This window comes from Rhizobium sp. R635 (genome assembly GCF_002211285.1).
GTDB lineage: Bacteria > Pseudomonadota > Alphaproteobacteria > Rhizobiales > Rhizobiaceae > Rhizobium.
Genome location: NZ_LOKX01000012.1, coordinates 124771 through 146195, shown reverse-complemented (window position 1 = coordinate 146195; position 21425 = coordinate 124771). Strand labels below are relative to the sequence as shown.

Annotated in this window: 17 protein-coding genes and 1 riboswitch; of the genes, 3 read left to right on the top strand and 14 right to left on the bottom strand. The window is 61.3% G+C overall.

The window, feature by feature from the left end; genetic code table 11:
- Window positions 1-18 precede the first annotated feature (18 nt).
- From ATY78_RS11385 to ATY78_RS11360, 6 genes are all read right to left on the bottom strand, one after another.
- Entirely contained in the window at window positions 19-600 is a 582-nt protein-coding gene (locus ATY78_RS11385; RefSeq protein ID WP_088682437.1) for an NAD(P)H-dependent oxidoreductase, read from the bottom strand.
- Window positions 597-2006, bottom strand: coding sequence for an FAD-binding oxidoreductase (locus tag ATY78_RS11380; protein ID WP_088682436.1), 1410 nt, complete (start codon window positions 2004-2006; stop codon window positions 597-599). Before ATY78_RS11380 ends, ATY78_RS11385 begins: the two co-directional genes overlap by 4 nt.
- A gap of 1 nt (window position 2007) precedes the next feature.
- Window positions 2008-3321 carry a cytosine deaminase gene (locus ATY78_RS11375; protein ID WP_088682435.1) on the bottom strand — a complete coding sequence of 438 codons (1314 nt, stop codon included), beginning with the start codon at window positions 3319-3321 and terminating at the stop codon, window positions 2008-2010.
- Complete coding sequence (locus ATY78_RS11370) at window positions 3321-4163, bottom strand: ABC transporter permease (RefSeq protein WP_088682434.1); 843 nt, start codon at window positions 4161-4163, stop codon at window positions 3321-3323. The genes ATY78_RS11375 and ATY78_RS11370 overlap by 1 nt, the downstream gene beginning before the upstream one ends.
- Window positions 4160-4987 (bottom strand): ABC transporter ATP-binding protein, encoded by an 828-nt coding sequence (locus ATY78_RS11365; protein WP_088682433.1) that lies wholly within the window; start codon window positions 4985-4987, stop codon window positions 4160-4162. The genes ATY78_RS11370 and ATY78_RS11365 overlap by 4 nt, the downstream gene beginning before the upstream one ends.
- Before the next feature lie 74 nt (window positions 4988-5061).
- Window positions 5062-6078 carry an ABC transporter substrate-binding protein gene (locus ATY78_RS11360; protein ID WP_088682432.1) on the bottom strand — a complete coding sequence of 339 codons (1017 nt, stop codon included), beginning with the start codon at window positions 6076-6078 and terminating at the stop codon, window positions 5062-5064.
- Window positions 6079-6260: 182 nt separating this feature from the next.
- On the opposite strand from ATY78_RS11360, the gene ATY78_RS11355 reads away from it, so the two are divergent.
- Window positions 6261-7211, top strand: coding sequence for a LysR substrate-binding domain-containing protein (locus ATY78_RS11355; RefSeq protein ID WP_025418548.1), 951 nt, complete (start codon window positions 6261-6263; stop codon window positions 7209-7211).
- An 18-nt stretch (window positions 7212-7229) separates the two neighbouring features.
- Here ATY78_RS11355 and ATY78_RS11350 read toward each other — a convergent pair whose 3' ends face one another.
- The 8 genes from ATY78_RS11350 to ATY78_RS11315 all read right to left on the bottom strand — a co-directional run bounded on the left by ATY78_RS11350 (window position 7230) and on the right by ATY78_RS11315 (window position 17895).
- A complete protein-coding gene (locus ATY78_RS11350; RefSeq protein WP_088682431.1) occupies window positions 7230-8027 on the bottom strand; it encodes a creatininase family protein in 798 nt (265 codons plus the stop codon).
- Between the two features lie 261 nt (window positions 8028-8288).
- Window positions 8289-10100, bottom strand: a complete 1812-nt coding sequence (gene atzF / locus ATY78_RS11345; RefSeq protein ID WP_088682430.1) for an allophanate hydrolase — start codon at window positions 10098-10100, stop codon at window positions 8289-8291.
- A 3-nt stretch (window positions 10101-10103) separates the two neighbouring features.
- Window positions 10104-13643 (bottom strand): urea carboxylase, encoded by a 3540-nt coding sequence (uca, locus tag ATY78_RS11340; protein ID WP_088682429.1) that lies wholly within the window; start codon window positions 13641-13643, stop codon window positions 10104-10106.
- A gap of 2 nt (window positions 13644-13645) precedes the next feature.
- Window positions 13646-14296, bottom strand: a complete 651-nt coding sequence (locus tag ATY78_RS11335; protein WP_088682428.1) for an urea amidolyase associated protein UAAP2 — start codon at window positions 14294-14296, stop codon at window positions 13646-13648.
- A 10-nt stretch (window positions 14297-14306) separates the two neighbouring features.
- The gene (locus ATY78_RS11330; RefSeq protein WP_088682427.1) at window positions 14307-15128 is read right to left on the bottom strand and encodes an urea amidolyase associated protein UAAP1; all 822 of its coding nucleotides are present in this window, start codon (window positions 15126-15128) and stop codon (window positions 14307-14309) included.
- Complete coding sequence (locus tag ATY78_RS11325) at window positions 15125-15949, bottom strand: ABC transporter ATP-binding protein (RefSeq protein ID WP_088682426.1); 825 nt, start codon at window positions 15947-15949, stop codon at window positions 15125-15127. Before ATY78_RS11325 ends, ATY78_RS11330 begins: the two co-directional genes overlap by 4 nt.
- Window positions 15946-16764, bottom strand: a complete 819-nt coding sequence (locus ATY78_RS11320) for an ABC transporter permease (RefSeq protein WP_088682425.1) — start codon at window positions 16762-16764, stop codon at window positions 15946-15948. The genes ATY78_RS11325 and ATY78_RS11320 overlap by 4 nt, the downstream gene beginning before the upstream one ends.
- 57 nt (window positions 16765-16821) lie before the next feature.
- Complete coding sequence (locus ATY78_RS11315; protein ID WP_088682424.1) at window positions 16822-17895, bottom strand: putative urea ABC transporter substrate-binding protein; 1074 nt, start codon at window positions 17893-17895, stop codon at window positions 16822-16824.
- 74 nt (window positions 17896-17969) lie between these two features.
- Window positions 17970-18081, bottom strand: a riboswitch (guanidine-I (ykkC/yxkD leader).
- Between the two features lie 732 nt (window positions 18082-18813).
- Between ATY78_RS11315 and ATY78_RS11310 the strand changes: the two genes are divergently transcribed.
- On the top strand, window positions 18814-20037 hold the full coding sequence (locus ATY78_RS11310) for an ATP-binding protein (RefSeq protein ID WP_088682423.1): 1224 nt from the start codon (window positions 18814-18816) through the stop codon (window positions 20035-20037).
- A 459-nt stretch (window positions 20038-20496) separates the two neighbouring features.
- The gene (locus ATY78_RS11305) at window positions 20497-21270 is read left to right on the top strand and encodes a fumarylacetoacetate hydrolase family protein (RefSeq protein WP_088682422.1); all 774 of its coding nucleotides are present in this window, start codon (window positions 20497-20499) and stop codon (window positions 21268-21270) included.
- Window positions 21271-21425: the final 155 nt, after the last annotated feature.

Sequence of the window (21425 nt, the reverse complement as noted above, 5' to 3'; positions counted from 1 at the left end):
CCGGTGGCGCGATACGCTTCAGAACCGTTCCATCGACGTCTTCACCTTCGCCAGAAATCTTGCTCGCGTTTCGGGCGTGCAGTTGTTCATGTCGTAATGAGCAAGGAAGGTGACAGGCCGCAGCGGGTTGATCTGTGCTCTCAGCACGCGCCTGACGATTTTCTTCGGCGGATTGCCGGCGACGAAGGCGCGCAATGGCGTTGCTCCATACGTCAGCACGGCGGCGAGCTTGCGGATATGGCGCAGCCGCGATTCCACCTTGCCGTCGACGAGTTCGAAGGAGACGCCGGGAAGCCAGACGCGGTCGAAATAGCCCTTGAGGATCGCCGGGAAACCAAAATTCCAGACCGGCGTCACCAGCACCAACCCTTCGGCCTGCTTCAGCCGCTCGACATAGGATTTCACCAGCTCGGTATTGCCGGGATAGTCGTGGTAGGTCAGCCGATCATGCCGGGAAAGGACGGGATCGAAATTCTCGGCATAAAGATCGCATCCATCCACCTCGTGGCCGCCCTTGCGCAGGCTTTCCAGCGTCTGTTGGTAGAGCGCCTTGCCGTAGCTTTCCTCGACCGGGTGCGAATGCAGCACGAGAACCCTCATGAAGCCTCCATGACACTCGCAAGGCCGGGGAAGAGATAGTTCTTGCCGGCATCAAAATCGAAGTCCGGGTTTTCCCAGGCGATCATCTTGCCGGGGTTCAGAAGCCCCTTGGGGTCGGTTTCGTGCTTGAAGGCGAGTTGCACCTTGTCGGTGCGCTTCATGCCGCCTTCCTCCAGCGTATAGCGGTGCGGATTGAAGATCGGGCAGCCGTGATCCTGGTGGATCTTGATAATCTCCTCGAGCCGCTCCTCGGTGGTGTAGCGCACCAGCGGCAGACCCGAGCACTGGATCTGCCCGTCGAAGCGGATGAATTCGAGATGACCGGGAACCTCGTCGCCGAAGATCTCCACCATCCTGGCGACCTTGGCCACGTGATCCGGGCCCGGGTACTGGACCTGCAGATAGGTGAATCCGGGATCGACCTTCAGCGCCCGCAGCGTCGTATGGTTCCAGGCAAGCTCATAGGCATGCGGAATGCCCTTCATGCTCTCGACCTTATCGGAGCGGAAGATGACCTCGCCTTTGTGGGCCGAGGTGAAGGCAAGGAAGGCATCCATCGCATGCGGCGCGATCATCAGCACCACCAGCGATTGCCCCTTGCGGATATAGGGCTTGTGGCGGGTGAAATAGTCGTGCGGGATGGGTGCGGCGATCGGGGCGATTTCCTTGACGAGGATGCCGTTGCATTTGGCAAGCGCATCCGAGAAGCGCACGCACGCCATGAAGTCGTCGTAACCGACGAGAACGTCGACCCAGTCATAGGCGGGCGCCAGCGGCATTTCGATCTCGGTGATGACGCCGTTGGTGCCGTATGCATGGCTGACCTTCTGCAGATCCCAACCGGTGAGATCAAGCACGCGCGGCTCGGCTTCCATGGTGACGACGCGCAGGCGCAGAATATTGCCGAGATCGCGCAACCCGCCCCACGTGATCGAGCCGACGCCGCCGGAGCCGCCGGCGATGAAACCGCCGATGGTCGCCATCTGCGCCGTCGAGGGATGGAACCGCAGTTCCTGGCCGGAATGGGCCTTGGTCTGCCTGTCGAGCTGGGCCATGATGATGCCGGGCTCGCAGATCACCCGGCCGGGATGGATTTCCTTGATCTTGTCCATGGCCGCAAGGTTCAGCACGATCCCGCCGGAGAGCGGCATCGCCTGGCCGTAATTGCCGGTGCCGCCACCGCGGGGGGTGACTGGCGCGCCGTGGGCGAAGGCGACCTTCAGCGTCCGGATGACCTCGTCTTCGTTTTTCGGCGTGACGACGAGATCGGCCGTCACATTGTCGAGCTGCGCTTTCAGGATCGGCGAATACCAGTAGAAATCGCGGCTCTTCTGGCGCACCAGCGCCGGATTGTCTTCGATGGCGATGCCTTCGAGTTCCTTTTTGATCGTCTGATAATCCGGCATGTCAGGCTCCCACGACGCTGTCGAGTTCACGATAGTCCGGCAGGCTGCGGTCGATCACCTTGCCACGGCGAAGGACGACGCGATCGGACTGCGGACGGGAAAGAAATTCGCTCCAGCGCCTGGCGCTGAAGAGCACGAGGTCGGCAGCAGTGCCGATGGCGATGCGTCCCATATCGGGCCGGCCGAGAATGTCGGCGGGCGAGGTGGTGATGACGCGCGCGGCCATATCCAGCGGATGGTCGAGATGCAGGATGCGGACCGCCTCACGGAACACTTCCACCGGGTCGAGATCGCCATAGGCGTAGAAGGGATCGCGGGTATTGTCGGAGGCGACGGCGGTTGCAACGCCCGCCGCCGCCAGTTCGTGGAAAAGTGTGACGCCGCGCCAGCGCGGTGTGCGACCGGGATAGCGGTCCTGCAGATAGGTGTTGCACATCGGCAGCGAGACGATGGCGAGACGGGCCTCTGCGACGAGATCGACCGTGCGTTTTGCCGTCTCCTCGTCCTGGCGGGCGAGCGAGCAGCAATGGCCTGATGTGACCTTGCCGCCGAAGCGGTTGCGCAGCACGGCTTGCGCGATCGCCTTCAGGGTCTCTGCCGCCGGATCGTCGGTCTCGTCGACATGAAGATCGACATCGAGGCCGTTATCGGCCGCGGCTCTGAACAGCGTGTCGAGTTGGCTGTCGAGATCGGCGCTCATCCGGGTGACGCCGCCGATCAGCCCGCCCTTTTCGCGGATCAGGGTGACGAGATCGGCAAAATAAGCCGTGTCCGCCATGTTCTCCAACGGAAAGAGCGCCACCGCCTGCAAAGCGATCCTGTCCTTCCAGACATCGCGCATCTCGGCAAAGACCTCGAAGGAGATGCGGTGCTGCGGCGCAAGAGAATCCAGATGGGTCCGGATCAGGCTGGTGCCGTGCGCGTAGGCGCAGCGCAGGGAAAACTCCATGCGCTTCTTCACGTCGGCAGCCGACCAGTTCGCCTCTCTGTCTGTGCGCACGGCCTCCAGCGCTCCCGGGAAAGTGCCGTCCGGATTGGCATTGCGCGGCCAGATGTGGCCCTTGTCGAGATGCGTATGCATGTCGGCGAAGCAGGGCCAGACCATGCCCTCCTTCAGATCGGACTTCGCCAGTTCGACGGGCGCTTCGCCCGGCGGCAGCAGGGCTGAAATCATACCGTCGGCGATGACGATATCGGCCCTGACGAGCCCCTCGACAACCGGCGCTTCATAATCGGCAACGGCGGCGGCAGGCAGCGTCGCATTGCTCAGCACGAAGCGGCCGGCATTGGGCGGCGAAATGAAGGAATAGCTCATCAGTTTTCCCGTTTCAGGCTGCTCTCGTGCCAGCGGTACAGGGCAAGCCACGAAATGAACGAGGTGACGGCGAAGATCGCGACGCCGAGCAGGGAGAGCATCAACAGCGCCGCAAAAAGGCGCGGAATGTTGAGCCGGTACTGGGCTTCGAGCAGCCGGAAGGCGAGCCCGGAGCCGGCGCCCGCCGAACCCGCGGCAAATTCCGCGACGACGGCGGCAATCAGGGCAAGGCCGCCGCCGATCCTGAGTCCGGTCATGAAATAGGGCTGCGCGGCCGGCAGCTTGAGAAAGAACAGCGTCTGCCAGCGGGAGGCACCGTAGAGTTCGAACAGGTTGATGAGGTTGTGGTCGACGCTTTTCAGCCCTTGGACCATATTCGATAGGATCGGAAAGAAGGCGACGAGGAAAGCGCAGATCAGCAGCGCCACCTGGGTCGACGGCGCATAGATCAGGATCAGCGGCGAGATCGCCACGACCGGCGTTACCTGCAGGATGACCGCGAGCGGATAGAAGGCGAGTTCGATCCAGCGCGACTGCGCGAGGAAGATCGCAAAACCGACGCCGCCTGCAAGCGCCAGCATCAGCGACAGGAAGGTGATCTTGGTGGTGACCCAGAGGGCGGGGGCGAGCGTGCCCCAGTCGGTCACCAGGGCATTGGCGACGGCGGCCGGCCCGGGCAGGATGTAGGGCGGTACGCCTGACAGTTTGACATAGATGTACCAGACCAGGATCAGCAGGGCGATGACGAGGATGGGGATGGAAATGCGCAGCGCCAGATCACGGCGCCCGGCGTTTGCCGTGCCTTTCAGAAGCAGCGGTGGTGCATCGGTTTCGTCGCTCATCCCTGATCTCCTGCCGCGTTGATGGCGCCGATCAGCGAATGCGACACCGTTTCGCAGGCTTTGCGATATTCTTCCGAGGTGCGGTAATGGGCGTCGCGTTCGCGGCTGGTGGCCAGCGGAACGTCGGCATGCACGCGGCCGGGCCTTGCCTTCATCACGACGATACGGCTCGAGAGATAGGCGGACTCAAAGACCGAATGGGTGACGAAGATGACGGTAATGCCGGTCCTCTGCCAAAGCCGCAGCACGTCGTCGTTGAGCTTCTGCCGGCTGATTTCGTCGAGCGCCGCGAAGGGCTCATCCATCAGCAGCAGCTTCGGTTTCGTCACCAGCGCGCGGGCAATCGAGACGCGCATCTTCATGCCGCCGGACAGTTCGCGCGGATAGGCCTTGGCGAAATCCTGAAGGCCGACGGTGGTCAGCACCTCCATGATCTGGTCATGCGCCGCAGCCTTCGAAACGCGCCTCAGCCTCAGCGGCAGATGGACATTGTCGAACACGTTCTTCCACGGCATCAGCGTCGGCTCCTGGAAGACGAAGCCGATATCGCCGTCCGGCAGGCCGCTGGCATTGATGCGCGAGCTCGGCCAATCGATTGCACCCGAGGTAACGTCGCCGAGGCCGGCGATGATGCGCAGCGCCGTCGACTTGCCGCAGCCGGACGGGCCGAGCAGGCTGACGAATTCGCCGCTGTCGACGGTGAGCGACATGTCTGAAAGCGCCACCGTTCCGCTGGAAAAGACTTTCGAGACCGAGCGCATGACGACCAACGGCCGCGTGCGCGTCTCCTTCGGGGATAGGGCCTGGGCTTCTGCTAAAGGCATTGCCTGTCTCATTCACTGGGGAGAGGATGCGATCCGCCGCATCTGCGGCGGACGCTCGCCGGCGTTCGGCCAGCCTATTTCTTCAGCGCCACGCCGGTGTTCTTGCAGACGAATTTCGTCGTGAACGCCTTGGTGTAATCCGTCTCCGGCTTGAACACCTTGATATCGACCATTTCGGTGAAGAACGCCTTGTAATGCGCATCGGTGATGCATCCGATGCCCTTGTCGAGGCTGTCGCCGGATTCGATGATCCCGTATTCCTTCATCTTGGCGATGGAATAGGCGATCTGGCCATCCGTCATTTCGGGATTGTCCTTCTTGATCAGCGCGTTCGCCTTGCTGTTGTCGCCGTAGAGATAATTGTACCAGCCCTCGATCGAGGCATCGACGAAGCGCTGGACGACATCGGGCTTGCTGTCGATCATCGTCTGGGTGGTGGTGATCATCGTCGAATAGGGGGAATAGCCGTTATCGGCGAGCAGGAAGACTTTCGGCTCGAAGCCGGCCTGCTTCTGGATCTCGTAGGGCTCGGACGTGAGGTAGCCTTGCTGCGCGGAATCCTTGTCGGCGAGGAATGGCGCCGGGCTGAAATTGTAGGGCTTGTACTGCTCGTCCCTGAAGCCCTTGAAGTTCGCCTTCATCCATTCGAAATAGGTGAGATAGCCGTCCTTGCCGAGAAACAGGGTCTTGAGCTTGGCGAGATCTTCGAATTTGTCGATGCCGGCATCGGGATGCGCGATCAGCACCTGCGGATCCTTCTGGAAGATCGCCGCGACGTCGACCAGCGGAATGCCCTGTTCGACCGCCGAGATTTCGCCCTGCGGACCGCCCATGTAGAAATCGATCTTGCCGGAGATGAGCAGGGCGCTGTTGGCGGCATTCGGGCCGCCCTGGACGATGGTGACGTCGAGGCCGTGTTTGGCATAGGTGCCGTCGGCGACCGCCTGGTAGAAGCCGCCATGCTCGGCCTGCGCCAGCCAGTTCGTGCCATAGCTCACCTTGTCGGCCGCCTGCGCCTGGAGGGCAGCGCCAAGCGCGCCGCCAAGGCCGACGAGTGCGGAAAAGACCGTATTCTTCTGTGCAATGCGCATGATCAACGTTCCCCTTCTGAGTTCGCAACGCCCGTGGCGACGTCGGATTTTCTTCATAGGAGCGATTGCTTTGCTCTTTGAAAAGCATCAAATTTCGTGCGCAATGATGCCTTTTCGGCATCTCGCTGAAAGCCTGTGCCTAATTTGTGCGGTCTGCTCTATTTTTATGCAAGGAGGTTGCGGTGCTGCATTCCAGAAAGCTTCTCTACATCAACGAGATCGCCCGAGCTGGCTCGATCCGCAAGGCGGCAGCGCGGCTGAATGTGGCGTCTTCGGCGATCAACCGGCAAATCCTGGCGCTGGAGGAGGAAATCGGCGCGCCCCTCTTCGAACGCCTGCCGCGCGGCCTGCGCCTGACGGCGGCAGGCGAACTCTGCATCGAGCATATTCGCGAGGTCTTGAAGAATTACGAGCGGCTGGAGAGCCGCATTCGCAGCCTCAGGACGCAACAAGCTGGCAAGATCCGGCTGGTGACGACGGTGGGCCTGGCCGCCGGCCCGCTGCCCGAGATCATCGCCCGGTTCCAGTCGGAGCATCCGCGCGTCTTCATGCAGTTGCGCAATGATGCGGGAACGATGACGGTCAACCCGGTGCTGTCGGGCGAGGTGGATATCGGCCTGGGCTTCAACATTCCGGCGACGCCCGGCATCCGCACGCTCGGCAATTTCGACATCCCGATCGGCGTTGTGCTGCCTCCCGGCCATCCGCTGATCGCTTCGGGTCCGATCAACCTTGCCGATATCGTCCAGGAGCGCCTGGTCTTGGCGCAACAGGGCACCAGCCTGCGTGACGTGATCAATCTGGCGATGGCCCGCCTCGACGTGCACATAGAGCCCGTGCTGGAAACGAATGCGTCGGAGATGCTGAAGAAGCTGGTCAAATCAGGGGCCGGGGTGACGATGCTGAACCCGCTCGACGTCATCACCGAATGCCGACAGGGCGAACTCGTCTTCCGGCCGATCGCCGAACCGCATGCGCGTCACCAGACGATGAAACTTTTCGCCCGCGCCCGCACTCCGCTCGATTCCGCCACCAGCCTGTTCGTCGAATATCTCCTGGCCGAACTCGCCGGCCTGGTGCAGGAACTGCAGGCCAAGGGGCATATCGCGATGGAAAGGTCCGTCGCGATCTGAGGCCATCTGCGGACGGGCCTATTGCGAATAAAGATTGGAAAGCGGATAGCGCTTCAGGTCGCAGAGCAATTCGATGAAGCCCTTGATCTGATGGCGGCAGATCGCTTCGCCCTTTTCGGCTGTCCCGAGCGAAGCGTCGCCGACGACGCCGTTGGGATTGAGGTCGTGCGCGATCCAGGCGAGCGAATGCGGTGGCAATGGCTGTATGTATTTCGATTGGCCGCGCATCCATTCCGCCTTGGAGGTGAAATTCTCCGCCTTCTCCATCCGCACCAGATCAGGCCGGAAATGCAGCATGAGCGACGTTTCCACTTCGCCGCCATGGATGCCGTATTTCAGCTCGTGGTCGCTGATCATCCCCTCGGGATGGCCGAAGCGGCCCCATTGCGTGGCGACGACGGCCATCGCGTGGCGCACGCGCAGCTCTCGCGCCACGATGCTCATGATATCGACATTGCCGCCATGTGAATTGACGATCACCATCTTGCGGATGCCGGCTTCGGCAACCTTGGTGCCGATCGCGGTCCAGACCGGAATGAGCAGCTCCGCGGAGAGCGAGAGCGTCCCCGGCCCATAGATATGTTCATTCGCCTTGCCGATCTCCTGCGTCGGCAGGACCAGGAAATCGAGGTCGTCCGGCTTCTGCTTTTTCAGTTCGGCCAGCATGCCGCTGGCGATCGCCACGTCGGTGGCGATCGGTAGATGCGGGCCGTGCTGTTCCGTCGAGGCGATCGGCAGGATGGCGATGGTTGTTTCGGGTGAAAGTCCGGCGAAGTCGGAGCTATTCAGTTCGTTCCAGTAGAATGGCATTGCCATCGCCGCGCCTCTCGTTGCTTTTCAAGCAGGAGTAGGGAAAATCATTGCGCGCGAAAAGCATCAATTTGCGCCCATCCCGATGCCTTTTAGATGCCGGTGAAGCAGCTGGCGCTCCCTGAAGAGTGGAGCTCATGGCAAGCGTGGCACATCTGTCGATTTATCACGATCGCTTGCCCGCCCATATCGCGCCGGTCCTGGCAATGAGGCCCCTGAGAACGAACTGCGCTGCCTTTGATAGAAGTTTTTGCATCCCATCTCCTTTCAGGACGCCGGACTGGTTGCGCTGACATAGTTGCGCCAGCCGCCGAATTCGGTGATCTCTCGTCCACCGGCGACGGCATGACCCTCGCAGAGAAATCCGGTCAGGCAACTTCCATCGTCGAGGGTGATCTTGCCCACACCCAGCGGAGCCGGAATGTTCTGCACGAAACGGGCGAATGCCGACGGTGGCAGGGCCCAGACTTCGATCTCGACGCCATTGCCCGCAAAGCTGGGATCACGAACCAGCCCCGGCTTGGGTGGGATTGTGCCATGGAGCGCAAACAGCCGGTAGCTGCCATCCGTGCGTCCTGTCTTCAACCTGTAACCGCTCGCCCGCGTCAGCTCATGGTTCAACGGCATATCCGTCAGATGCGCGCCGACGACCACGATCGGAACGAAGTCATCGGCCGGAGCCGCCACCCGGCTTGCCTCCGGCAAGGCGGCCTTGCGATCCTGCCCCATGCCGGCCTTCGCCGCCCGGTGCATGGCGTCGGCGAAGGAGGCAAGCGCGTCATCGGTGAAGGCGGGGCCGATCAGGGTCACGCCGGCCGGGAGATGACCGTTGGCGTCGAAGCCGGCTGGAACGGCGATCGCCGCACAATCGAGCAGATTGGCGAAGTTGGTGTACCGGCCGAATTGGCCGTTCTTCATGATCGGATCCGCCATCATTTCTTCGACCGTATAGGTGGTCGGCGAGGTCGGCAGCATCAGGATGTCGGCTTTTTCCCATTCCTTTTCGGTCTTTTGGCGCAGCGCTTCGAGCTTGTAGCGGCCTTCGAAAGCGGCGACCGCGTCATAGGCTCTCGCGCCCTCGATGATGGTGCGAACCGTCGGGTCGAAGTCGGCGGCATTCGTGGCAATAAAATCCTTCACAGCCGCCAGCCGTTCGGCGACCCAGGGCCCGTTGTAGAGCAGCTCTGCCGCCTGCCGGAACGGTGCGTAGTCGAAAGGCACGACCGTTGCGCCGAGGGCGCGCGCCCTTTCGATTGCGGCATCATAGAGAGCCTCGACATGGCTGTTGCCGAAGAATTCCCGTTCTGCTCCGTCGAGCACACCGATCCGCAAGCCAGCGGTGGGCAGGCTGGACGGAACGGCCCTGCGCGAGAACGGATCGGCGGCATCGTAGCCCTCCATCACCTTGCGGATCGCAACGCCGTCGCCAACCGTTGCAGCAAAGACGGTGACGACATCGACGCTGCGGCAGGCAGGCACGACACCGACATTCGGCACCAGTCCCGGTGTCGGCTTGATGCCGACGAGATTGTTGAAGGCCGCCGGCACGCGTCCGGAACCGGCCGTGTCGGTGCCGAGCGCGAAGCTTGCCAGGCCGGAGGCGACGGCAACCGCCGAGCCGGAGCTCGAGCCGCCCGACACATAGTTCTTGTCGAAGACGGAACGCGGGGCACCGTGAGGCGAGCGCGTGCCGTTGAGGCCGGTGGCAAACTGATCGAGGTTGGTCTTGCCGATCACGATTGCGCCTGCAGCCCGCAGTCTTGCAACGACGGTTGCGTCGCGCTCGGGATCATAGGCGAAAGCGGGGCACGCGGCCGTGGTCGGCAGACCCTCCACATCGATATTGTCCTTGACCGCGAACGGAATGCCCCAGAGCGGCAGGCTGTTCGGCTCAGGTGCCCGTTCCATGAGGGCGCGTGCTTCGGCCCGCAACGCTTCATCCGGCGTCGGCGTGATAAAGATTGCGGGATCCTCCGAGGCTGCGCGACGGACAATGATGGTCTCGACAACGTCGAGCGGGCTTTGGCCGGCTTCATAGGCTGCGCGAAGGCTGGTCAGATCGAGAATGGTCGGCAGCATGGTTCAGCATTCCTCCAGTACAACAATGATATCGCCCGCTTTGACATTGCGGCCGGGGCCGGCACGCAGGTCGCGGACGCGGCCCGGCGCATGTGCGGTGACGTTGATTTCCATCTTCATGGATTCGATAATGGCAAGCGTGTCGCCGGCCGCAACCGGTGCGCCCGGCTCCACCAGCAGTTTCCAGATATTGCCGGGCACGGCGCTGGCAACACCGAAGCAGCCTTCCGGGATATCTCCATCGGGGCTTTCGCCGGTGCCCTCGTCGGTGACGAAGCTGTCGAGCCCGGCCTCCTTCCAACGCTGGCGTTCGGCCTCGAAGGCGGCCTGCTGGCGGGCCTTGAAGGTCGCGATGGAGGCGGCATTTGCCTGCAATTCCCGCTCATAGGCGGCGTAGGAGAACTCCGTCTCCTCGATCCGGACAGGATAGCCGCCATGCGGGAAGGCGCTGCGGACTTCCGCCAATTCCTGATGGCTGACCGGGAAGAAGCGGATCTGATCGAAGAAATCGAGCAGCCACGGTTTGTCCTTGGCGAAGACCGGCGTCTGCCGCCAGCTGTTCCATACCTGAATAGTGCGGCCGAAGAGCTGGTAGCCGCCGGGGCCTTCCATGCCATAGATGCACATATAGGCACCGCCGATGCCGACGGCATTTTCAGGCGTCCATGTTCGGGCCGGATTGTACTTCGTCGTCACCAGTCGTTGGCGCGGATCGACGGGGGTCGCCACCGGTGCGCCGAGATAGACGTCGCCGAGGCCGAGCACGAGGTAGCTCGCATCGAAGACGACGTCACGCACGGCCTGTTCGTCTGCCAGCCCGTTGATGCGGCGGATGAACTCGATGTTGTCAGGGCACCAGGGCGCATTCGGACGCACGAGTTCCTGATATTTGCGCATCGCAAGTGCCGCATCCGGATCGTTCCAGGAAAGCGGCAGATGGACGATGCGGCTCGGCACCTTGACGTCCTGGGCCGCAGGCAGGCTCGCCTCGATTTCGGCCAGCAGGCCGAGCAGGCGGTTGCGGGTCAGCGTCGTGCCGTCATAGTGGATCTGCAGCGAGCGGATGCCGGGCGTGAGATCGATGATGCCGGGCAGACGTGCCTGCGAGACGGCCTGCATGAGCAGGTGCACCCTCAGCCGCAGGGCGATATCGAGCGTCATCGGCCCGTATTCGACCAACAGATTGTCATCGCCCTGGCGGCGGTAGACGACAGAGACAGGCCCGTCGTCGCTTTTACCGACGATAGGCGAGCCGGCGTGCTGTTTCGCCCGATGCACCACCGGACCGGCGATGGGATCTTCGGGCCGCGCAACGGGATGAAAGCGAATGCGGTCGCCGGGCTTGAACTGGCCCATTTTCCACTGCTCTTCGCGGGCGATAACCGCCGGGCAGACGAAACCGCCGAGGCTCGGCCCGTCCGGTCCGAGGATGATCGGCATGTCGCCGGTAAAATCGATCGCGCCGATCGCATAGGCATTGTCATGCAGGTTGGAGGGATGAAGGCCGGCCTCGCCGCCATCGCTGCGCGCCCATTTCGGGGCTGGGCCGATCAGGCGAACGCCGGTGCGGGCGCTGTTGAAATGCACCTCGTAACTCGTCGAAAACAGCGTCTGGATATCGACATCCTGGAAGAAATCAGGCGCGCCATGCGGACCGTAGACAACGCCGACCTCCCATTCGCGCGTCAGTTCCGCAGGCTCGGTTGCCGGCTTCGGCGCATCGGCGGCCGCCTGACGGGCAAGATGCAGCACATGGCCGGTCTTCAGCGTGCCGGTGGCGTTGCCGCCGAACTGGCCGAGCCCGAAGGTGGCGCGCGAGCCGAGCACGACGGGCGCGGCAAAGCCGCCTGACACGGCGAGGTAAGCCCGCTGTCCCGGTCCCTCGATGCTGCCGACTGTGAGGATCTGACCGGCGCGGATGGTCACGGCCTTGCCATGCCGCAGTTTCACGCCGTCGACGCTCATTGCCATCCCGGCGCCGGCAAGTGCGACCACCGTGTCGGTATGGAATTTCAGCACCGGGCCGGAAACCGTCAGCTCCAGTGCTGCGACCATGTCGCCATTGCCGACGAGACGGTTGGCGTGACGGAAGGAACGCTCGTCCATCGGGCCGCTCGGCGGCACGCCGACATGCCAGAGGCCAAGCCGGCCCGGCAGTTCCTGGAGGCTCGATTGTGCGCCCGGCGCGATCACCTCGATGACATCGGGCACGAAGGAAAAATCGCGTAGCGCGGTCGTCGCCACCTTGCCGCTCGCTAGAAGTTCGGAGCTCGCGATGGCCCTGAGATAGTCGAGATTGGTTTCGATGCCCGATATCGATGTTTCCGCAAGTGCCGCCTTCAGCTTTTCGATCGCAGCCGGGCGATCCTCGGCCGACACGATCACCTTGGCGAGCATCGGATCGTAGAAGGGCGTGACATCAGTGCCGGTCTCGATCCAGCCGTCGATGCGTGCGTCCCTGGGGAACGCCACCTCGGTCAGCAGGCCCGCACTCGGGCGGAAATCGGCATGCGGCATCTCGGCATAGACGCGCACTTCGATCGCGGCCCCTTTCGGCTGCAGAGCCTCCGCACCGGACAGCACATCCTCGCCTGCGGCCTGGCGGATCATCCACTCGACCAGGTCGATCCCGAACACGGCTTCGGTGACGGGATGTTCGACCTGCAGGCGGGTATTGACCTCGAGGAAATAGAATTCCTCGCGCAGGGGATCATAGATGAACTCCACGGTGCCGGCGGATTCGTAGGAGACCGCAGAACCAAGATCGACAGCCGCCTTATGCAGGCGGGCGCGGGTTGCGGCGGAAAGGCCGGGAGCGGGTGTCTCCTCGACCACCTTCTGGTTTCGCCGCTGCAGCGAGCAATCACGCTCGCCAAGCGCCATCACCTTGCCTTTGCCGTCACCGAAAAGCTGGACTTCCACATGACGGGCTGCAGCGACGAACCGCTCGATATAGACGCGCGCATCGCCGAAGCTTGCCCGCGCCGTGCGCTGCACGCTTTCGAAGGACGCCTTCAGGCTTTCGGGATCGGCACAAAGCTGCATGCCGATGCCGCCGCCGCCGGCCGTGCTTTTCAGCATGACGGGGTAGCCGATCGTCTCTGCCGCCGAAAGCGCTTCATCGGCGCTCGACAGCAGGCCGGTGCCGGGCAGCAGCGGCACGCCGCTTGCCTTGGCGAGTTCGCGGGCCGTATGCTTCAGGCCGAAGGCCGAGAGGTGTTCGGGCCGCGGGCCGATGAAGGTGATGCCTTCGGCAGCGAGGCGTTCGGCAAAACCGATATTTTCCGACAGGAAGCCGTATCCAGGATGCACCGCCTCTGCCCCTGTCGCCTTGCAGGCGGCAATGACGGCGTCGACATTGAGATAGCTTTCGCCGGCAGGCGCCGGCCCGAGACGGATCGCCTCATCCGCCATCATTGCGGGCTTGGCGAAGCGGTCGGCATCGGAATAGACGGCGACGGAGGCTATGCCCATCCGTCGCAGCGTCTTGATAACCCGGATGGCGATTTCGCCCCGGTTGGCGATCAGGACTTTCTTGAACATGCTCAGTCCTCGCCGTCCCAGATCAGCACCCGGATCGGCGTCGGATCGAAGCCGTTGCAAGGGTTGTTGATCTGCGGGCAGTTGGAGATGACGCAAAGCACGTCCATCTCCGCGACGAGTTCGACATAGTCGCCCGGTGCCGAAATGCCGTCGACGATCGTCATTTCGCCATTCGGCCTGATCGGCACGTTCATGAAGAAATTGATGTTGGGCACGATGTCGCGTTTGCCCATTCCGTGTTTGCTGACCTCGAGGACGAAGTTGTCGCGGCAGGCATGCAGGTATTTCGTGCCATGGCCGAAGCGCACCGTATTGCTCTCGCAGGAGCAGGCGCCGGCAGACGTGTCATGGCGGCCGCAACTGTCGGCCGTCATGGTCAGCATGACATTGCCTTCGTTCGACATGATCTTCGTGCCGATGCCGATATAGGCAGCACCCTGCATGCGCATCGTATCCTGACTGGAATAGCGCTCGGAGAAATCATCGGCACGGTAGAAGAGCGTGTCGATCGCCTGCTGGCCAAGACTGTCTTCGATGCGGATCGTCTGGCCCTTGCGCACAAGGCCGGACCATGGAGCTTCGGCCGGAATGAAATGATCCTGCGCGGCATTCTGCAGGTTGCGGGCAGGGGAGGTCTGAATGAAATCGGACATCGTCATCTCCTCAGGCCAGCATCAGGGCGTTGTTTTCGAAACCGCGCGCTGCTTCGGCCGTTGCCGTGCGGCAGAGATCGTCAGCAGCCGGGATTGCCGCCTTGTAGCGGGTGATGACGACAGGCTTCGGCTGATAGGTGGGATCGGGATCGAGCGGATGCGGGCAAGTGGAAAAGCCGACCAGCATGTCCATCTCGGCACGCAGTTCGACATAGTTGCCGCTGTTGGAGCGTTTGCCTTGCCAGCCGAACCCACCGCCCTCGGCCAGGCGGACGGGCGCGAAAACATTGAGGATGCCGGGAATATCGCGCCTGTCGAGGCCGAGCTTGACGGCGACGAGGATCAGATTGTCGCGGGTATTGCGTATCTTCTCGCCCGGATATTTCGCGGCATTCGAGGCAGCCGTCGAACCGCCCATCAGGCAGTCATGGGCGCCGGAGCTATCTTCGATCATCGAGAACATGACGCGGCCCATATCGGAGAAGATCACCCGCCCCTTGCCAAGTGCGGTCGTCCACTGGACCTTGGCGGTATCGACGAGATTGATCCGCTCGCTCGTATCGCCGGCATTCCAGGCAACGAGCGCCACGGTGGAATTGCCCTCGACCTGATCGATGCGGATCGCCTCGCCGCGCAAGAGTTTCGTCGACCAGTACCAGCCGCCGGGAATGGTCTCCTGGTGGATGACGGCAGCAGCATCGATGGCCGGCGCCGGCAGCGGGCTTGGGCCGGGAAGCGCCTTGGGCGCGAATTCCAGACCCTTCTTCTGGTGCTCCTCGTAGCGCGCGCGATTGGCGGCGATCTCTTCCGGCGAGCGTCTCACATGCATCATAGCGTCTCTCCTGATGATGCCAGGTCGTCCCAGCTGTGCCCCAAGGAAGAGACCGGGCCGTCCCGGTCAGGGCTGAAGATCGATGACTGGCCGGCAAGGCGTGGCGGCCAGATGGAAATATCCTTGGTGATGGTGGCGCCGTAGCGCTCCTTCTCTTCCGGCCGGTCGCGGCGGCGTTCGAAGGCGACGACGCGGTTGGCCAGCGTGAAAGCCTCGCGCATATCATGCGTGACCATGACGACGGTCATCTGCGTTTCATGCCAGAGCCGCTTCATCAGCGTGTGGATCTCGGCGCGGATGCCGGGATCGAGTGCGCCGAAGGGTTCATCGAGCAGCAGCACCTTCGGCTTCATGATGAGCGCCTGAGCGAGCGCCAGGCGCTGCTGCATGCCGCCGGAAAGCTGGGCTGGATATTTGCCCTCCGAACCGGCGAGCCCGACCTCGGCAATCAGCGCACGTGCTTCCTCGATGGCGTTGCGGCGTGCCGCGCCGAAAAGCTTGGCTTTGTAGCGCGCGGCGGAAAATTCCTTGCCGAGCAGGACATTGCCGAGCACCGTCAGGTGCGGAAAGACGGAATAGCGCTGGAATACGACGCCGCGATCCGGTCCCGGCTCCGGCGGCAGAGCTTCACAGTCGAGCAGGATCCTGCCCTTCGTCGGTTGCTCCTGGCCGAGCAGCATGCGCAGGAATGTGGTCTTGCCGCAGCCGGAGGGGCCGACAAGCGCGACGAAGGCACGCGAGGCGACGGTCAAGGATACGTTTTCGAGCACGATCTGGTCGCCATACTCCTTCCAGACCCTTTCTATCTTCAGTTCGCTCATGCCTGCTTCTCCAGTTCGGACCAGGGGAAGACGGCGATGCGCAGGCGATCGAGCAGGGCGTTCATGACAACGGCAAGCAGGGTGATCCAGACGACATAGGGAAAGATGATATCCATCGAGAGATAGCGGCGGACGAGGAAGATGCGGTAGCCGAGGCCGGAATCCGACGAGATCGCCTCGGCCGCGATCAGGAACAGCCAGGCCGGACCGAGCTGCAGTCTGAGACAGGTGATCAGCCGCGGCAGGATCTGCGGCAGCACGACACGCAGGCCGATCTGCCAGGAGGAGCCGCCGAGCGTCTCGGCCTTGACGATCTGTTCGCGGGGCAATTCCAGCGCCTTCAGCGCGAGGTCGCGGATCATCGTCGGTGCGACGCCGATGACGATGAGGGCAATTTTCGATGTTTCGCCGAGCCCCATGACGATGAACAGGATCGGCAGCAGCGCCAGTGGCGGCACCATGGAGATCACGGCGACGGAGGGGGAAAGCAGTGCTCTGAGATAGGGCAGCATGCCGATTAGCATGCCCAAGGCGAGCGCGATCGCCGTCGAGATGCCGAGGCCGGCAAGCAGGCGGACCAGGCTCGCGCCCGTGTCCGACCAGAGCAGAAACTCGCCGGTACGCGGGTCGGCGACGAAGGCCAGGCGGTTGATCGCATCGGCAAAGCCGGCAAGGCTCGGCAGAAGCTTGTCATTGGCGTTATCCGCCAGTCGCGCGGCCGAGCCGAAGGCATAGGCAAGGGCGAGAAGCACGAAGGGCAGCATCGTCAAGGCGAATTGCGCGCCCCGGCTCGGCCTCGTGTTGATCCAACGCATGGGAATGCTCCGCTGATGAAGGGAAGGGGCGCGAGCCAAGCCGCGCCTCCGTTGCGATCAGAGCGAACCGTCGGCGGCTGCCTTCATATAGGTCTCGGTGAAGCGCAGCTTCACATTGCCGGCGTCGCCCAGCACCTTGCCATCGGGCATTTCGATGCCAATAACGTCAGCCGACGGCGCTCCATTGCCGAGCAAGCCTTTCTCGAAGAGGAAGTTGCGCACCAGATCCATGGTCTTCGGCAGATTCGGCGAAGCGGTGAAGGCAACGGCATCGGCCGGCTTGTCAAAGAGCTTGGTGGCGGCGAGCTGCGCTTCGAAGCCGGCGAGATCGGTGCCCGACGCCGAGCCCATGGCCTCGCGGGCTGCCTTACCCTCGCCGGTATCCGCTCGCAGCAATGCGGCCGTCTCATACCAGATGCCGGCAAGCGCCTTGCCGAAGTTCGGATTGTCTTTCAGCACACCGCTATTGGCGACCATCAGGTCGATGATTTCGCCCGGCACCTGCGAACTGTCGAAAACCTTCTTGGCGGAGGGATCTTCGAGAATGGTGGAGACCAGCGGGTTCCAGGTGACGACGGCGGTGACATCGGGCGTCTTGTAGGCAGCGACCATGTCGGCATCAGATGTGTTGACCACCTTTACGTCGCGCTCCGTCAGCTTGATGCTTTCGAGCGCACGGGCGAGCAGATAGTGCGACACGGAGAATTCGACGAGATTGACGCTCTGCCCCTTGATATCGGCAAGGCTCGCCTTGTCCTTCAGGATCACGGCGTCATTGCCATTCGAGAAGTCGCCAACGATCACGGCCGTCGTATCGACGCCGCCGGCGGCCGGGATCGACAAACCGTCCATATTGGTCAGTGTCACGGCGTCGAAGGCGCCGGCCGTGTATTGGTTCATCGATTCCACATAGTCGTTGAACTGCGTGACCTCGATCTTGATGCCGTATTTGTCGGCCCATTTCTTGACGATGCCGTGGTCGGCCGCGTAACCCCAGGGCATCCAGCCGACATAGATCGACCAGGCCACCTTGAATTCGGACTTCTGTTCCGCCTCTGCGACGGAAGCAACCCCGAGCATCAGCGATACCGCCAGCGCCGTGGTGGAAACAATCTTCGAAAAAGTCTGCATTGAAATTCCCCTTCTGCTTTTCTTCAAAAGGGATCGGCAAAGACCATCGTGCCACCAATCCCTTGGCTTACGAGGTCTCCCGGGCTTTTGTCCCGCCGTGCACCCGCCGGGATTTCTCCCCCGTCGGTGGTGGCTCTCGGACCAGCCGCACTTCTGAAAAGCGCCGGAACCCTAGCCACCAACTCGGCACATTCCACGCAAGAGGTGTGCCAGCTTATAACGTGTTGATTTTTCTCGCCTCAGTCTCTTGGGTTGTTTGGCATTGTGTACACTTGCAGCATTTTGCTCAATATTTGAGCATTTTCCAAGGCCCAGCTGAGACGGCTCTGGGTGCGAGACAGGAGCCGGGCGGCGCTATGCTAATGTTGTCTGATCGTGCCAAGTCGAACTAACGCATACCCCGCACCACCCATTTGAATCAAAAGGTCTGCTCTCATTTCCCTGTCGGTGACGACCTTGATTTGGGTCCATTTGCCTATCTTGATATCGAGCGGCAGAGGTAAGCCTTCTCGCAGTAAGAGGGTAAGCTCAGGTGCTCTTTCCGACTTATAAATGCAAATCCTCATCGCACGGCGCCCCACTGCACAGATTTGTGACAGTTATATTGCAGTGCGCCACCAATTATTGCAATGCCGCAAACCCTTTTCCGCAAATCCGCTTCTTTTGAAGGTAACGGTCGACCACTCAGCTTCCAGCAAAGCAGCGGAAATATGTGACTCGCCAGCCCAGAGAGAAACTTTTCATAATGGCAAATCAGCGAAAGGTTCAGCAGCGCCTGCGCGGCCTCTCACCTACCTGATGCCGCAGTCTGGCATGCCACTTACTTTAAATTAGCGCTACGCCGATTTCAAATGGCCACGCCTTGACTTTCAATCGGTCATAACCATAGTTTCAAACGGTCATAAAAGGAATGAGGCTGTGGCGCTGTATCCAAGGCTGGTTGAGCAACGCGTTGCCGACGCCATGTCAGACACGAGAGTCGTTCTGATCGTAGGTCCCCGACAATCAGGAAAAACGACGTTGGCCAAGAAGATGGCCAACGAGAGGATGGAGTATCACACGCTGGATAATGCGACGACGCTCAACGCAGCGCGACAGGATCCAGTTGGCTTTGTAAGACGTATGGATCGCGCCATCATCGATGAAATTCAGCGTGCTCCCGAGCTGTTGTTGGCCATCAAGGAAAGCGTGGATGCCGACGAGCGCCCAGGACGTTTCCTCCTGACCGGTTCGGCCAATCTCATGACGCTGCCACGCGTGGCGGATTCGCTGGCAGGGCGCATGGAGGTCGTTCAATTGTTGCCGCTTGCGCAAAGCGAGATCAGGACCGCCGGCAGCAGCTTCCTGCGCGACGCCTTTCAAAACGAAGCCAAGACCGGAGAACCGATCGTCGGAGACGACCTGATGGCTGCGGTTCTGGCCGGTGGATATCCCGAGGCATTGGGCCGCAAAACCTTGAGCCGCAGACAGGACTGGTATGCGAATTATATCCAGGCGATCGTCCAACGCGACGTTCGCGATGTCGCGCAAATCGAGCAGATTGCTCAAATGCCGCGCCTGCTACGCATTCTGGCGGAACATTCGGGACAGCTGGTGAACTATTCCGGAATTGGTGCGGCCATCGGGATGAACCACGTCACAACGCAAAAATATGTCGGTATCTTCGAGAGCCTGTTCCTGGCCCGAACCGTACAACCCTGGTTTTCCAACAAGCTTAAACGTCTCACGAAGACACCGAAAATACATTTCCTCGATTCAGGTCTCCTCGCATCCCTTCGTGACCTTTCTCTCGAGAGGCTCCGGGACGACAGGGGTCAGTTCGGGCCCTTGCTGGAGACTTTCGTTTTTGGCGAGATCCTTAAACTCGCCAGCGGTGGGCAAACCCACTTCGAATTTTCGCATTTTCGTGACAAGGAGCAGAACGAAGTCGATATCGTCATCGAAGACAGAAGAGGGCGGATCGTCGGTATCGAGATCAAAGCGGCAGCATCCGTCTCGAATTCCGATTTTTCGGGATTGCGAATTTTGGCCGAAGCATCCGGAGATCGGTTTGTTTCGGGTATGGTCTTGTACGACCATGACAGGGTGATCCCTTTCGGGGAACGTTTGTCCGCTGTGCCAATATCGGCGTTGTGGAATTAGCGCCTGGGAAATTTCGTTGCAGTCTCCAGACCCGAGCATTCTTGAAACTTCGACGGCGTCGACGAATAACGGACCTCAGGTTCGATTCCTATCAACTGCAAAAAACAGGAATTTTGCTTTGCCTGAATGTGCTTCAGCGATTCCGGACGCAGTCTTGCGCCGGCGGGAACAGCTGTAAAGCGTCGTGGAACGTCCATAGCGATTAGGAAATTGACGCCAGAACGAGATTGAGCCTCTCTTAAATGGAAACGTTCTGGGGCTCAGCGAGGAACCCTGGTTACCCATCTTCAGACCAAGCTTCCAAATGTCAGGCGGTGGAGGCGCCCCTGGTATTCCTGGACGCCTGCTCATTCCTGCGCTCGATACGGGTTAGTTTCTCAGATCCGACTGGAGCAAGGTCGAAGTGCGTTGACGAAGTCCTCGGACTTGCGCTAACGTTAGCAAAAATGGAGGTCAAAAATGAAAATTGTCCGCTATCAGGCCGTCGACGGAATTTACTACGGTGTCGAAAGTGAGGGCAGGATCGAGCGGATTGCTGGTGATCCTTTCCTGGTCATCGAGCGGACGGGGCAAGTGGACCGCCTTTCCGACGTCCGCTTACTGTGCCCCGTCGAGCGGCCTCGGATATTTGGCGTCGCGTATAATTACCGGCAGCACACCGACGAATCCGGGAAGGAGCAGCCGACGCTTCCGGTGCTGTTCATGAAGCCGAGCACGGCCGCGAGCGGTGACGACGACGCCATAGAATATCCGATTGACGGCGAAATCGTCCACTACGAGGCTGAACTGGTTGCCGTTATCGGCAAGGGCGGACGCCATATCAGCAAGGAACATGCTTTGCAGCATGTTTTCGGCTACACCTGCGGCAACGACATCAGCGACCGCATCATCCAGCGGCAGGAGAGCAAATTTGGCTGCCTGCTGGCGGGCAAGGGCTACGACACTTTTGCCCCGATGGGGCCGGCGATCGTGACGGATCTCGATCCGACGAACCTCGACGTCATCCTTCGCCAGAACGGCAGCGTCAAACAGTCCGGGAATACGCGAGACCTCGTCTACCCGGTTGCCGACATCGTTGCTTACCTGAGCCGCTTCATGACGCTGCTGCCCGGCGATGTGATCATGACCGGTACGCCCGCCGGCGTCGGGCCGATCGTTCCCGGCGATGATCTCGAGGTCGAAATTCCCGGGATCGGCGTCTTGAAAAATCCTGTGGTTGCCGCACTGCACTAAGTGGGACTCGAGCGGAAATCTGGTCGGGCGGATTGGAGGTATAAATTCCGGTTGACCTTCAATCTTTGAATGCTATTAATGCTAACGTTAGCATCTGCCGGCGACAGGTTCTGCACCGGATGGCCAGGCAGGAGATTTGTGAAGACAAGGCAGAG